Consider the following 14,225-nt stretch of genomic DNA (forward strand, 5'->3'; position numbering starts at 1 on the left):
CGACAAACGTTCGTGCGCGCTATTACACCAGTACGCGCTCGATCCCGCCATCGTTCGCGCGTGCGACGTACTCCTCCATCCAGTTCTCGCCCAGGATGTGGCGCGCCATCTCGACGACGATGTAGTCGGCTTCGACGTTCGCGTCCTCGTTGTAGCGCGAGAGCCCCTGCAAGCACGACGGGCAGCTCGTCAACACCTTGACGTCCGTTGCGCCGTCGCCGGCGGCGGCCGCTTCGGCGCCGTCCGCACCGTTCGAAGTCACCGCGATCTCGCGCAGCTTGGCCGCGCCCTTGCGGATTTCTTCCTCCTTGCGAAAGCGCACCTGCGTCGAGATGTCGGGCCGGGCCACCGCGAACGTGCCGGACTCGCCGCAGCAGCGCTCGTTCTTCGCGATCTTGTAGCCGTCGTTGCTCGAGCCCATCAACTCATTGACGAGCTTGACCGGGTCCATCGTCTTGATCGGCGTATGGCACGGGTCGTGGTACATGTAGCGCGTGCCCTTCACGCCGTCGAGCTTGATCCCCTTCTCGAGCAAGAACTCGTGGATGTCGATGATGCGGCAACCCGGGAAGATCTTCTCGAATTCGTAGCCGGCCAGTTGGTCGTAGCAGGTTCCGCACGAGACGACGACAGTCTTGATGTCGAGGTAGTTCAGCGTGTTGGCCACCCGGTGGAACAGCACGCGGTTGTCCGTCACGATCTTCTCGGCCTTGTCGTACTGCCCCGCGCCGCGCTGCGGGTAGCCGCAGCACAGATACCCCGGCGGCAGCACCGTCTGCACGCCCGCCTCCCACAGCATCGCCTGCGTTGCCAGCCCCACCTGCGAGAACAGCCGCTCGGACCCGCAGCCCGGGAAGTAGAACACCGCCTCCGAATCGACGGTCGTCGCCTTCGGATTGCGGATGATCGGCACGATCTTGTTGTCTTCGATGTCGAGCAGCGCGCGCGCCGTCTTCTTCGGCAAGTTGCCCGGCATCTTCTTGTTGACGAAGTGGATCACCTGCTCGACCACGGGCCGCTTGCCCGTCGTCGCGGGCGGATGCGCGGTCTGCTTCTTCGTGAAATTCTTCAGCAGATCGTTGCCGAGCCGCTGGGCCTTGTAGCCGATCCCCATCATCGCGGTACGCGCGACGTTGATCGTCTGCGGATTCGTCGCGTTCAGGAAGAACATGCCCGCGGCCGCGCCGGGATTGAACTTCTTCTTGCCCATCTTGCGCAGCAGATTGCGCATGTTCATCGACACGTCGCCGAAGTCGATCTTGACCGGGCACGGCGTGACGCACTTGTGGCAGACCGTGCAGTGGTCGGCCACGTCGTTGAACTCGTCCCAGTGCTTGATCGACACGCCGCGCCGCGTCTGTTCCTCGTACAAGAACGCTTCGATCAGCAGCGAGGTGGCGAGGATCTTGTTGCGCGGGCTGTAGAGCAGATTCGCGCGCGGCACGTGCGTCGCGCACACGGGCTTGCACTTGCCGCAGCGCAGGCAGTCCTTCACGGAATCGGAGATCGCGCCGATGTCGGACTGCTGCATGATCAACGATTCGTAGCCCATGAGGCCGAAACTCGGCGTATAGGCGTTGCGAAGATCCGCGCCCGGCAGCAGCTTGCCCTTGTTGAAGCGGCCGTGCGGGTCGATCCGTTCCTTGTAGGCGCGGAAATCGGCGATTTCGGCGTCGGTCAAAAATTCGAGCTTCGTGATGCCGATGCCATGCTCGCCCGAGATCACGCCATCGAGCGAACGCGCGAGTTTCATGATGCGCTCGACGGCCTTGTGCGCGTCTTGCAGCATTTCGTAATTGTCGGAATTGACGGGGATGTTCGTATGAACGTTGCCGTCGCCCGCGTGCATGTGCAGCGCGACGAACACGCGCCCGCGCAGCACCTTCTTGTGGATCGCCTGCGCTTCCTCGAGGATCGGCTTGAACTCGCCGCCGTTGAAGATTTGGCGCAGCTCCGCGCGGATCTCTTGCTTCCACGATGCGCGGATCGTGCGGTCTTGCATGACGTGAAAGACGGCGACGCCCGGTTGATCGTCGACGCGATCGGCGAGTTTCTCGGCAAGCCCCTCGTAGCCGAGCTGAACGAGATAGTGCTGGGCCTCGCGCAGCGACAGGTCGAGCTTGTCGCGCACGAACGTCCAGCGCGTGCGCACCCTCGCAAGCAGCGCCAGCGCTTGCTGCACGCGGTCTTCCAAGAGCTCCGCGCTCGGGATCTCGTTGGCGTCGTCGGTCTTGCCGAGCGGCAGATTGCCGCCCTTGAAGAACACTTCGAGCGCGTCGACGAGTTGCAGCTTGTTCTTCAGCGACAGCTCGATGTTGATGCGTTCGATGCCGTCCGTGTACTCGCCCATGCGGTTGAGCGGAATCACGACGTCTTCGTTGATCTTGAACGCGTTCGTGTGCTTGGCGATCGCGGCCGTGCGGCTGCGGTCGAGCCAAAAGCGCTTGCGCGCCTCAGCGCTGACGGCGACGAACCCCTCGCCGCTCTTGCCGTTCGCCATGCGCACGACCTCCGAGGTGGCCGCGGCCACGGCATCGGCATCGTCGCCGACGATGTCGCCGATCAGCACCATCTTCGGAAACGCGTTGCGCTTCGATTTCGTCGCGTAGCCGACGGCGCGCAGATAGCGTTCGTCCAGGTGCTCGAGGCCCGCGAGGATCGCGCCGCCCTGCTTGGACGTCTCGAACAGGTAATCCTTGATCTCGACGATGCTCGGAATCGCGTCGTGCGCTTGGCCGAAGAACTCGAGGCAGACGGTGCGCGTATTCGCCGGCATCTTGTGCAGCACCCAGCGCGCCGACGTGATGAGGCCGTCGCAGCCCTCCTTCTGCACGCCCGGTAGGCCCGAGAGGAATTTGTCGGTCACGTCCTTGCCGAGCCCTTCCTTACGGAAGCGGCGGCCTTCGATCGAGAGCGTTTCGGTGCTCAGCAAACGCTCGCCGGGCGGGCAATCGCCGTCGAACCACTTCAATTCGAAGCGCGCCACGTCGACGTCGTGGATCTTGCCGCGGTTGTGCTCGAGCCGGGTGATCTCCAGCCAGTTGCCTTGCGGATCGACCATGCGCCACCAGGCGAGATTGTCGAGCGCGGTGCCCCAAAGGACGGCCTTCTTGCCGCCTGCGTTCATCGCGACGTTGCCGCCGATGCACGACGCGTCGAGCGAAGTCGGGTCCACGGCGAACACGTAGCCGGCCGCCTCGGCCGCCTCGGTCACGCGGCGCGTGACGACGCCCGCGCCTGAGAAGATCGTCGGCACCTTCGCCGCCACGCCGGGCAACTCCGTCAACTCGACGGCTCCGAGCTGCTCGAGCTTTTCCGTGTTGATGACGGCCGAGAACGGCGTGAGCGGCACCGCGCCGCCTGTATAGCCCGTGCCGCCTCCGCGCGGAATCACCGTCAGCCCGAGTTCGAAGCAGGCTTTCACGAGACGCGCGATCTCGGCTTCGGTGTCGGGCGTCAGGACCACGAACGGGTACTCGACGCGCCAATCGGTCGCATCGGTGACGTGCGAGACGCGCGAGAGGCCGTCGAAGCGGATGTTGTCCTTCTGCGTGCAGCGGCCGAGCACCTTCGTGGCGCGGCGGCGCAGATCGGCCATCGTGCCGAATTCAGCCGCGAACGCCTGAACGGCGCCGCGCGCGGCAACGACGAGCATTTCGACGCGCGACGCGCGCTCGAGCCCCGCCCCGTCGCCATGCTCGGTCAGATCGGCGCGGCGGCGCTTCTCGATCTCGTTCAGGCGGTGGTTCAGCGCTTCGATCAGCAACGCGCGGCGCTTCGGGTTGTCGAGCAGATCGTCCTGCAGATAGGGATTGCGGCGCACGACCCAGATGTCGCCGAGCACCTCGTAGAGCATCCGCGCCGAGCGGCCCGTGCGGCGCTCGGCCCGCAACTCGTCGAGCACTTTCCAGGCTTCGTCGCCGAGCAGGCGGATGACGATCTCGCGATCGGAAAACGACGTGTAGTTGTACGGAATCTCGCGCAGGCGCGGTTCGGTGTCGGCGGCGAGGGCGGCCGCGGCGCCGTGCGGATCGATGATTTGAGGTGCGTTCATGGTCGGACGGATCGATGGGCCGGGCAAAACGTCCATCGACGTTTGCGGCCGGCAATGCGCGTCACGCGCAATGATTTCTGGAAACTGGGCGTCGGGAGCGAAAGCTCGCCGCGCGGGTAGGCGCGAGCGCAGCTTGCTCGCATCAGAAGGGCGCTAGCCGCACGATCGTGCGTGACGGGCATGCCGCTGCGCCGCGGGACGCGCTTCCCGCGGGGCTAGGGTCAGAGGGGCGGTCCGTGGCTGCCAGCGCATTATCCGGTCCTGGTTTTAAAACGGAATTCTACCGCATCATCTCGATACGCGTTGATGCGCGATTGGCGTCGTCACCTTCCCGAAACGGTGCATACGAGTGTGCGCCCGATTCGACGTCGAACCGACGTCGAACGCTTCGCCGACCGTCCGTCCGGTCAATATGCGATGGCGCGTCGCTCACGCTCGCTTGCCTGCGCAAGGTGAGAAAACCGCCGTCCGTTGGCGCTATCATTGACGTTTTCGCATCCTGCACGTCACGCGAATCGTCGCGCGCCACACACTCATGTCCTCGTCTTCCCACGATTACCTCAAGAAAATCCTGACCGCTCGCGTCTACGACGTGGCCCGCGAAACGGAGCTCGAACCGGCGCGCAATCTGTCGGCCCGCTTGGCCAATCACGTCTATCTGAAGCGCGAGGACAATCAGCCCGTCTTCTCGTTCAAGCTGCGCGGCGCCTACAACAAGATGGTCCACATCGACCGCGATGCCCTCGCACGCGGCGTGATCACGGCCTCGGCGGGCAATCATGCGCAAGGCGTCGCTTACTCGGCGGCGCGGCTCAACGTCAAAGCCGTCATCGTCGTGCCGGTCACGACGCCGCAGGTGAAGGTCGATGCCGTGCGCGCGCACGGCGGGCCGACGGTCGAAGTCGTGCAGGCCGGCGAATCGTACAGCGACGCCTACGCGCACGCGCTCGAGCTGCAAAAAGCGCGCGGCCTCACGTTCGTGCATCCGTTCGACGATCCGTACGTGATCGCGGGCCAAGGCACGGTCGCCATGGAAATTCTGAGCCAGCACCAGGCGCCCATTCATGCGATCTTCGTGCCGATCGGCGGCGGCGGGCTCGCCGCGGGCATCGGCGCCTACGTCAAGGCAGTGCGGCCCGACATCAAGGTGATCGGCGTGCAAACCGAGGACTCTTGCGCGATGGCTCGCTCGGTCGCGGCCGGCGAGCGCGTGACGCTGCCCGAGGTGGGGCTGTTCTCCGACGGCACGGCCGTCAAGCTCGTCGGCGAAGAAACGTTCCGCCTGTGCCGCCAGTATCTGGACGACGTCCTCACCGTCGACACCGACGCGCTGTGCGCCGCGATCAAGGACGTCTTCCAAGACACGCGCAGCCTGCTCGAGCCGGCCGGTGCGTTATCAGTCGCCGGCGCGAAGCAGTATGCCGAGCGCACCGGCGTGACCGGACAGACGCTCGTTGCGATCACCTCGGGCGCGAACATGAATTTCGACCGCATGCGCTTCGTCGCCGAGCGGGCCGAAGTCGGCGAAGCGCGCGAAGCCGTGTTCGCCGTGACGATCCCCGAGGAGCGCGGCAGCTTCAAGCGTTTCTGCGAACTCGTCGGCGAGCGCAACGTCACCGAGTTCAATTACCGGATCGCCGATGCGAGCGCGGCCCACATCTTCGTCGGCGTGCAAATCAAGAGCCGCGACGAGTCGGCTTCGATCGCGAGTGCATTCGAGCAGCATGGTTTCGCCGCCCTCGACCTCACGGGCGACGAGCTGTCGAAGCAGCATATTCGCTACATGGTGGGCGGTCGCTCGCCGCTTGCGCGCGACGAACGTCTGTTCCGCTTCGAGTTTCCCGAGCGGCCCGGCGCGCTGATGAAGTTCCTGTCGTCGATGGCGCCCGATTGGAACATCAGCCTCTTTCACTATCGCAATCAGGGCGCGGACTACAGCTCGATTCTCGTCGGCATTCAAGTGCCGCAGGCCGACAACGCAGCATTCGCGCAATTTTTGTCGACGCTCGGCTATCCGCATTGGGACGAAAGCGGCAACCCCGTTTATCGGCTCTTTCTTGCGTGACGTTGCCGCGCCCTTAGCTCGCCCTTAGCTCGCACGTAATCGATCGAACCTCATGACTCCCGAACATTCACCGCTTGGCAAGAGCACGAGCTACACCGAGCAATACGATCCGGCGCTGCTCTTTCCGATCGCGCGCAACCGCGCACGCGAGGCGATCGGCATCGGCACGGCGCTGCCGTTTTTCGGCACCGACATTTGGAACGCCTACGAGTTGTCTTGGCTCAACGCACGCGGCAAGCCGCAGATCGCGATCGCGACGTTCTTCGTGCCGGCCGAGTCGCCCAACATCGTCGAATCGAAGTCGTTCAAGCTCTATCTCGGCTCGTTCGCACAAACACGCATCGACTCGATCGACGCGCTGAAAGACACGCTCAAGCGCGACGTGTCGGCGGCCTGCGGCGCAACCGTCGCGGTGCGCCTCACGACGCCGGTGGAATTCGCCACGCTCGAGTTCGAGGAGTTCGACGGGCTTTCGCTCGACCGGCTCGACCTCGACGCCGACGTCTACGAACCCGATCCGACGCTGCTCACCGCCGCGTTCGACGAAGCGCCCGTCGAAGAGACGCTGTACTCGAATCTGCTGAAATCGAACTGCCCGGTGACGGGGCAACCCGATTGGGGCAGCGTGCAGATCCACTACGTCGGCCCGCAAATCGATCAGGCGGGGCTGCTGCGTTACATCATTTCGTATCGCTCGCATACGGGCTTTCACGAGCAATGCGTCGAGCGCATCTTCATCGACATCTTGCGTGAGTGCCGCCCCATCAAGCTCGCCGTCTACGCGCGCTATACGCGTCGAGGCGGGCTCGACATCAATCCGTTTCGCGCCAACTACAACCTGCCGATGCCCGATAACGCGCGCACGGCACGGCAATAACGTGAAGGCGGGTAGCGTTCGCAGCGGGCCTACGGCCATGGGACGCCCGCCGGCCTCCCTTTTCCGTTAGGCCGTCAGAACGGCGCCTCCGCGCCCTCTCTCGCATCGCCCGAAGCCCTCGCGCCGCGCGGCACGAAGTGGCCCGCGCGCTCGTCCGTGGGCGCGCGATCGCGATACGAGAGCACGCCGTTGACCCACACGACGTCGATGCCTTCGGCCACTTGGCGCGGATTGTCGAACGTCGCGGCGTCGCGCACGCGCCCGGGATCGAACAGCACGAGATCGGCGTGGTAGCCGACGTGAATCTCGCCGCGCCGCTCGAGTCCGAAGCGCCGCGCCGATAAACCGGTCATCTTGCGCACGGCCTCCTCGAGCGGCATCAGCCCCACGTCGCGCGCATAATGGCCGAGCACGCGCGGGAACGTGCCCCATAACCGCGGATGCGGCAACGAATCGTTGGGCAGGCCGTCCGAGCCCACCATCGTGGCCGGGTGCGCCAGGATGCGGCGCACGTCGTCCTCCGACATGTTGTGATAGACCGCGCCCGCCGGCTGCAAACGCTGCGCCGCCTCCTGCTGCGTCACGCCCCATTCGCTCGCGATCGCCGACAGCCGTTTGCCCGATGCCTCGGGATGCGGCGTCGACCACGTCACCGTGATTTCGATATCGCCCGTCACTTGCTTGAGGTCGAGCGTGGTCGAGCTACGGTCGTACGGATAGCAATCGCACCCAACACGCTGTGCCGTACGGGCGCGCTCGAGCGCAGCGAGCACCTCGATGCTGCGCCCCCAGTTGCGCGGGCCCGCGCACTTCAAGTGCGAAACGACAACGGGCACGCGCGCATGCAGGCCGATGCGGCAGGCTTCGTCGAACGCGTCGAGAATCGCGTCGAACTCGCTGCGCATATGCGTCGCGTAGAGCGCCCCCGCTTGCGCGAGCGGCTCGGCGAGCGCCATCACCTCTTCGGTCGGCGCGCTGAACGCCGAAGCGTAGGCGAGCCCCGAGCTCAACCCGAGCGCGCCGTGGGCGAGCGCCTCGGCGAGCTGGACGCGCATCGCGTCGATCTCGTCCCGCGTCGCCGCACGGTCGAGCCGGTCCATGTGGTTGCTGCGCAAGGCGGTGTGGCCGACCAGCGCCGCCACGTTGACAGCCGGGCGCGCGGCATTCACGGCCTCGACGTAGGCGCCGAACGTCGGAAAGCGAAACGCCTCGCGCGCGCCGAGCAGGTTCATCGGATCGGGAGGATCCCCTCGCAGCGCGACGGGCGACGCGCTGATGCCGCAATTGCCGACGATGACCGTGGTCACGCCCTGCGAGAGCTTGGGCAACATCTGCGGCTCGCTGATCACATGGGTGTCGTCGTGCGTGTGGACGTCGATGAAACCGGGCGCCAGCGCGCGGCCGTCCGCCTCGACGATCTCCTCGGCGATCCAGTTCGACAAGTTGCCGACGGCCGCGATCTTGTCGCCGCGAATCGCGACGTCGCGCACGACGGGCGGCTTGCCCGTGCCGTCGTAGAGCGTGGCGCCGTAAATCAGCGTATCGGCGGCTTCGGGGTGAGAGTGCATGGTGCGTCTCCGAGTACGGGCACGGGGCTGGCGACGACCGCAGCGAGAGGCGGCGCCGTCGACTTGCGAGAGAATCCTACTCGTACTTTCTGTACTATGGGAGCCCAAACCCGGCCTTCCTGCCGGCGCGCGTTTGAACCAGGGACGACTCCGATGACATTGACGATGACGAGCTACTCGGCCGCCTCCATCGATCCGCTCAGCAAGGGCCTCGGCACGGTACCGAGCACGAGCGTGCCGCTCGATCAAGCGGTGAACCTCGAATGGAATCTGCTCGCCGAGGACGTGAGCCTGCCGGCCGCCGTGCTCTATGCCGACCGGATCGAGCACAACTTGAAATGGATGCAGGATTTCGTCGCCGAATACGGCGTCAAGCTTGCACCGCATGGCAAAACGACGATGGCGCCGCAACTGTTTCGCCGTCAAATCGAAACGGGCGCGTGGGGCATTACGCTCGCGACGGCGCATCAAACGCGGGCGGCCTATCACGGCGGCGTCGAGCGCGTGCTGATGGCGAACCAGCTTGTCGGCAAACGCAACATGGCGATGATCGCCGAGCTTTTGTCCGACCCGGACTTCGAGTTCTTCTGCCTTGTCGATTCGACGGACGGCGTCGAACAACTCGGTGCGTTTTTCAAGGCGGCCGGCCGCCGGCTGCAGGTGCTGGTCGAGCTGGGCGTCCAGGGCGGCCGCACGGGCGTGCGCGACGACGCGCAGCTCGAGATCGTGCTGTCGGCCATCGCGCGCCATGAAGGCACGCTGGTGCTCGCAGGCATCGAACTCTACGAAGGCATTCTCGGCGACGAGCAAACCGTGCGCGCATTCTTGCGCCGCGCCGTGCAGACGACGCGCACGCTCGCGCAAGCGGGCCGGTTCGGACGCGCGCCCGCGATTCTCTCCGGTGCGGGCTCGGCCTGGTACGACGTCGTGGCAGAAGAGTTCGCCGCCGAATCGCGTGCGGGTACGATCGACGTGGTGCTGCGCCCGGGCTGCTACTTGACGCACGACGTCGGTGTCTACAAAAAAGCGCAGAGCGACATTCTCGCGCGCAACCCCATCGCCCGGAAGATGGGCGAGGCGTTATTGCCGGCGCTGCAAGTGTGGGCTTACGTGCAGTCGCGGCCGGAACCGGATCTGGCGATCGTCGGTTTGGGCAAGCGCGACGTGGCCTTCGACGCCGGTATGCCCGTCCCGGCGCGCCACCATCGACCCGGCACGGCCGCGCCCCGCGAAATCGCGGAGAGCGAAGGCTGGGAAGTGACGAAGATGATGGATCAGCACGCCTATCTGCGGGTCACGCCCGGCGTGGATCTGAAGGTGGGCGACATGCTGTCGTTCGACGTCTCGCATCCGTGCCTGACGTTCGACAAGTGGCGGCAGTTGCTCGTCGTCGACAAGCGCTACCGCATCACCGAAGTGGTAGAAACGTTCTTCTGAGCGAAACGCGCGGGGCCGCCGTTCCGGGCGGCCCCGCGCGTTTCGCTTCATCGCGGCCGCACCGGCGAGACAGGCGATGCGGGCGACGCCGGCAACGTGGCAAGGCCGCTCTCCGCAGGGTCGGTGCCGTCGTCCGATGCCAACGCCGCGCCCGCCACGTCGCCGATACACCGCTCGAGCTTGGTCAGCGCATCGGACAGCGCCGACAACGCCTCGTCGGGCAGCGCACCCATCGTTTCGAGCAGGAACGCATTGCGCTGAGGCAGGCTTGCATCGACGACGTGGCGCCCCTCGTCCGTCAACTTTACGTTCGTGATGCGGTTGTCGCGCGCATCGGTGCTGCGCTCGACCCAGCCGAGCGCTTCGAGCGCTTTCAATTGGCGCGTGAGCGCGCCCGGATCGATGCGCAACCGCTCGACGAGCCGCTTTTGCGACCACTCGCCGTCGTCTTCGGTCAGCGTGCGCAAAATGCGCCAACGCGGCATGGCATGCCCGACCCGGGCTTCGAACCCGGACATGAAGGCGCGATAGGTGCGGCCGAACTGCTGAACGATGGCGACGTAATCTTCCATGGGGCAACCTTTGTTTGCGCCTATTCCGCCGCGGGCGTCGGCTCGCCCCTGCGCGTGATGCTCACGTGCGGCACACTGCGGCACCGCCAGAGCGCGACGACGGCAATGACGGCCGCCACGGCGATGCCCGCGTGAATCGAGGTGACGAGCGCGACACGCGCCTGCTCGAGCAGCGCGGCGCCGTCGTGCCCCGCGTGCGCGAGCGAATCGAGCAGCGTGCGCTGCGCGTCGCGATTGATCAGAATTTGCGGATCGCGCATCGTCCGCCACCACTGCGTCGCATTGGCCGCAGTGAGCGCGCCGCGCACGCCGCGCGCATACAAGTGCGTGATCAACGTACCCGTCACGGCCGCGCCGAACATGCCGCCGATCATTCGCAGCGATTGCAGCAGGGCCGTGGCGATGCCCAGATGTTCGCGCCCCGCCGTTTCCTGAGCGAAGACGGTCAGGTTCGGCAGCAAGAACCCGAGCCCAATGCCGGCGAGCATCATGAGCCCCATCAACAGCAGATGCGGCATCGAACGCGTGGCCATCGCCGTGCCGACGCAAGCGAGCGCGAGCAGTGCGCAGCCGAGATAGAGCATGGTGTTCGGGCGTCGGATGCGCGTCACGATCCGGCCGTTGACGATGCTGCCGATCGTGATGAAGACGACGAGCGGGGTGATGAGCAGGCCCGCATCGTTCGGCGACAGCCCGAAGCCGCCCTGCAGCAGCAGCGGCGCGTAGAAGATCAGCGAGAACATCGAGTACCCGGCGAGCACCGACAGCGCAAACAGCGCCGCGAGGCTGCGATTGGCGAACATGTCGAGCGGCAGGATCGGCTGCGCGGCCCGCTGCTCCCACTTCCATAGCGCAACGGCCGAAGCGGCCGCGGCGACGCCCAGCGCCGCGACGTCGCGCGAGAAGCCGTGTTGCGACAGCGATTCGACGAGCATCTGCATCGACCCGAGCGCAACGGCGATGAGCAGCGCGCCGGGCCAGTCGAGGCGCATCTTGCCGCGTGCCTTGATATGCCGCACGTGCGGCAGGTAGCGCCAAACGAAGACGAGCGAGAGCAGGCCGACGGGTAGATTCACGTAGAACGCCGAACGCCAGCCGTAGTATTGCGTCAGAAAACCACCGAGCGACGGCCCGATCGCATTGGCGATGCCGAATGCCGAACTCATCAGCACCTGCCAGCGCAGACGCACGACGGAATCGGGGAACAGATCGGGGATACAGGCGAATGCCGTGCCGACGAGAATCCCGCCGCCGATGCCCTGCAATGCGCGCGCGAGCACGAGAAAGAACATGCTGTTGGCGGCGCCGCAAAGCACGGACGCCCCCGTGAACACGACGATCGAGGCAATCACGAACGGCTTGCGGCCGAAGTAGTCGCCAAGCCGCCCAAAAATCGGGACGGTGATGACCGACGTCAGCAGGTAAGAGGTGGCAACCCAGGCATAGAGCTCGAAACCGCGCAATTCGGCGACGATCGTCGGGAGGGCGGTGCCCACGACGGTCTGGTCGAATGCGACGAGCATGGTCACGAACGAGATGCCAAGCATCGCGAGCAGCGATTCCCGGAACGGCAGGAGCTGCCCACGTGAGTGGTGAGCGGCGGTGTGAACGGCCATTTTTTGTAGAAGCAATCGTTGATACGTCAATGAATACGAAATGATAGCATGGCCGAACCGAATCCGCTGGCTGCCGCCGTAGCGCGTCGCGACGCGCTTCTGGCACAAATTCCCTCTTCGTCCGGCTATTTGTCAAATGGAACCGATCCCGATCGCTGAGCCAACCCTGCCCCCCGACGACCTGGCGACGCTCGCGGCCGCCAAGCGGACGCTCGAAACGCAGCCGCTCGCGATGAAGCTGGCCGGCGCCGTCGGCACGCCAATCGAACGGCTATTCGCGCGGCTGCCGGCCGGCGCGCACGACACAATCGCCGACGCGACCCGCCGTGCGCTCGACAAGAGCCTGCAAGCAGCAGTCGCGACGCTCGGCGCGCCCACTTTGACTGCCCACGAAAACAGCGCCTCCCCAAGCCACTTGCCGAACGTGAAGCCGATCAAGCCGGTTAAGCCCCGCGATTGGCTGCACAAAGCGGCCGTCGCGACGACCGGCGCCGCAGGCGGCGCCTTCGGGTTGCTCGCGCTGCCTGCCGAGCTACCCGTCACCACGACACTGATGTTCCGTTCGATCTGCGACATCGCGCGCAGCGAAGGCGAGGACCTGCGCGATGCCGAGGCGCGACTGCAATGTCTCGCCGTCTTCGGCATGGGTAGCCACGCGCAGGACGAAGACGCCGACTTCGGCTACTTCATCGCGCGCGGCGCGCTCGCACAGGCCATCTCCAAAGCGTCGTCGGAACTGGCGAGCAAGGGTGTCGCGGCACATGGCGCGCCGGCGCTCGTGCGGCTCATGAACGTGATCGCCGCCCGCTTTTCGGCGCAAGTGAGCGAACAGGTCGCGGCCAAATCGATCCCAGCGATCGGCGCCGTGCTCGGCGCCATCGTCAATACCGTCTTTATCGATCACTTCCAGCAGACGGCGCATGGCCATTTCACCGTGCGCCGTCTCGAGCGACGCTATGGCAGCGCCGCCGTGCAAGCCGCCTATCGCGCCATCGATTCGGCCTCGATCGGGCGGGAGGCGCGCTCGCGCGCGTGACGGCGCACGAATTGCGCCGCCCCCTCGAGCGCCTGCTTCGCTTCCGGGACGAACGGCGTCCATAAATGCCAGCCGTGCGGCATCTTCGGCCAAACTTCGAACTGCACCGCCACGCCGGCCGCATGCGCTCGCTCGGCCACGCGCCGCGCATCGTCGAGCAGCACTTCGGTGCTGCTCGCCTGGATCAGCAGCGGCGGCAAGCCGGAGAAATCGGCGTAGAGCGGGGAAAGATAGGGATGAGTCGGATCGGCATCGCCGACGTAAAGCTTGGCCGCGCGCCCGATTGCAGCGCCGCAGAACATCGGATCGATGCCGTCGTTCGACTGGAGCGTGCCGCCCGTCGCCGCCAGATCCGTCCAAGGCGAGAACAGCACCCCCGCGGCCGGCAGCGGGTCGCGTGCATCGCGTAGCGCGACCAGCGTGGCCAGCGCCAGACCGCCGCCGGCCGAATCGCCGGCGATGACGATCGAATCGGCCGGCGTGCCCTCCGCGAGCAGACGCCGATAGGCCGCGAGCGCATCGTCGAGCGCGGCCGGAAACGGATGCTCGGGTGCAAGCCGGTAGTCGAGCGAAAATGTGCGCGCACCCGAGCGCGTGGCGAGCCCGAAGACGAGCGGCCGGTGCGAGGCCGGCGAACAGAAGTAATAGCCGCCGCCGTGACAATAGAGAATCGTGCGCACCGGCGCGCCGCGCGCGAGATCGGCCGTGCGCTCGAGCCACTCGCCGCGCAGCGGTGCGTCCGCGGCGCGTTCGCACGTGAGCAGCCGCCAACCGGCGGGCACCTTCTGGCGGCGGATGCGCGAGGCGGCATGCGCGCGGGCGCGCTCGACGCTCACGTGGGGCTTGAGTGTCTCGGGCCGGAATTGTCTTTTGAGCAACCAACAGGCGACGGCGCTTTGCCAGCTCATCGCAATGCACTCCCTACATGACTGACATGTTTTCGTCATGGTACGTGGGTGCGCGAGGGCGTGGGGCGTGCGCGGGGATGCTGTGCGCGAGA

At 65.9% G+C, this 14,225-nt stretch carries 9 protein-coding genes; 4 read left to right on the forward strand and 5 right to left on the reverse strand.

The window, feature by feature from the left end; genetic code table 11:
- Positions 1–22: 22 nt before the first annotated feature.
- Positions 23–4,054 carry a DUF3683 domain-containing protein gene (locus tag J3485_RS15990; RefSeq protein ID WP_206954385.1) on the reverse strand — a complete coding sequence of 1,344 codons (4,032 nt, stop codon included), beginning with the start codon at positions 4,052–4,054 and terminating at the stop codon, positions 23–25.
- A gap of 535 nt (positions 4,055–4,589) precedes the next feature.
- On the opposite strand from J3485_RS15990, the gene ilvA reads away from it, so the two are divergent.
- Together ilvA and queF are read left to right on the forward strand one after the other, a co-directional pair.
- Complete coding sequence (ilvA, locus tag J3485_RS15995) at positions 4,590–6,119, forward strand: threonine ammonia-lyase, biosynthetic (RefSeq protein WP_206954387.1); 1,530 nt, start codon at positions 4,590–4,592, stop codon at positions 6,117–6,119.
- A gap of 52 nt (positions 6,120–6,171) precedes the next feature.
- A complete protein-coding gene (queF, locus tag J3485_RS16000; RefSeq protein ID WP_206954389.1) occupies positions 6,172–6,996 on the forward strand; it encodes an NADPH-dependent 7-cyano-7-deazaguanine reductase QueF in 825 nt (274 codons plus the stop codon).
- 74 nt (positions 6,997–7,070) lie between these two features.
- Here queF and J3485_RS16005 read toward each other — a convergent pair whose 3' ends face one another.
- Positions 7,071–8,564, reverse strand: a complete 1,494-nt coding sequence (locus J3485_RS16005) for an N-acyl-D-amino-acid deacylase family protein (RefSeq protein WP_206954391.1) — start codon at positions 8,562–8,564, stop codon at positions 7,071–7,073.
- Positions 8,565–8,717: 153 nt separating this feature from the next.
- Between J3485_RS16005 and J3485_RS16010 the strand changes: the two genes are divergently transcribed.
- Positions 8,718–10,001, forward strand: a complete 1,284-nt coding sequence (locus J3485_RS16010; protein ID WP_374192427.1) for an amino acid deaminase — start codon at positions 8,718–8,720, stop codon at positions 9,999–10,001.
- A 47-nt stretch (positions 10,002–10,048) separates the two neighbouring features.
- Here J3485_RS16010 and J3485_RS16015 read toward each other — a convergent pair whose 3' ends face one another.
- Entirely contained in the window at positions 10,049–10,573 is a 525-nt protein-coding gene (locus tag J3485_RS16015; RefSeq protein WP_206954393.1) for a MarR family winged helix-turn-helix transcriptional regulator, read from the reverse strand.
- Between the two features lie 20 nt (positions 10,574–10,593).
- Positions 10,594–12,189, reverse strand: a complete 1,596-nt coding sequence (locus J3485_RS16020; protein WP_206954396.1) for an MFS transporter — start codon at positions 12,187–12,189, stop codon at positions 10,594–10,596.
- A gap of 136 nt (positions 12,190–12,325) precedes the next feature.
- On the opposite strand from J3485_RS16020, the gene J3485_RS16025 reads away from it, so the two are divergent.
- Positions 12,326–13,225 carry an EcsC family protein gene (locus tag J3485_RS16025; RefSeq protein WP_206954398.1) on the forward strand — a complete coding sequence of 300 codons (900 nt, stop codon included), beginning with the start codon at positions 12,326–12,328 and terminating at the stop codon, positions 13,223–13,225.
- Here the strand turns inward: J3485_RS16025 and J3485_RS16030 are convergent.
- Positions 13,171–14,133 carry an alpha/beta hydrolase gene (locus J3485_RS16030; RefSeq protein WP_206954400.1) on the reverse strand — a complete coding sequence of 321 codons (963 nt, stop codon included), beginning with the start codon at positions 14,131–14,133 and terminating at the stop codon, positions 13,171–13,173. The two genes, J3485_RS16025 and J3485_RS16030, sit on opposite strands and share 55 nt — an antisense overlap.
- Between the last annotated feature and the right edge of the window lie 92 nt (positions 14,134–14,225).

The sequence above is a fragment of the Trinickia acidisoli genome, from assembly GCF_017315725.1.
GTDB lineage: Bacteria > Pseudomonadota > Gammaproteobacteria > Burkholderiales > Burkholderiaceae > Trinickia > Trinickia acidisoli.

Excerpts from the sequence above, each read along its gene's own strand:
- J3485_RS15990 (WP_206954385.1), bottom strand. The coding sequence starts at position 4,054 with ATGAACGCACCTCAAATCATCGATCCGCACGGCGCCGCGGCCGCCCTC.
- ilvA (WP_206954387.1), top strand. The coding sequence starts at position 4,590 with ATGTCCTCGTCTTCCCACGATTACCTCAAGAAAATCCTGACCGCTCGC.
- queF (WP_206954389.1), top strand. The coding sequence starts at position 6,172 with ATGACTCCCGAACATTCACCGCTTGGCAAGAGCACGAGCTACACCGAG.
- J3485_RS16005 (WP_206954391.1), bottom strand. The coding sequence starts at position 8,564 with ATGCACTCTCACCCCGAAGCCGCCGATACGCTGATTTACGGCGCCACG.
- J3485_RS16010 (WP_374192427.1), top strand. The coding sequence starts at position 8,718 with ATGACATTGACGATGACGAGCTACTCGGCCGCCTCCATCGATCCGCTC.
- J3485_RS16015 (WP_206954393.1), bottom strand. The coding sequence starts at position 10,573 with ATGGAAGATTACGTCGCCATCGTTCAGCAGTTCGGCCGCACCTATCGC.
- J3485_RS16020 (WP_206954396.1), bottom strand. The coding sequence starts at position 12,189 with ATGGCCGTTCACACCGCCGCTCACCACTCACGTGGGCAGCTCCTGCCG.
- J3485_RS16025 (WP_206954398.1), top strand. The coding sequence starts at position 12,326 with ATGGAACCGATCCCGATCGCTGAGCCAACCCTGCCCCCCGACGACCTG.
- J3485_RS16030 (WP_206954400.1), bottom strand. The coding sequence starts at position 14,133 with ATGAGCTGGCAAAGCGCCGTCGCCTGTTGGTTGCTCAAAAGACAATTC.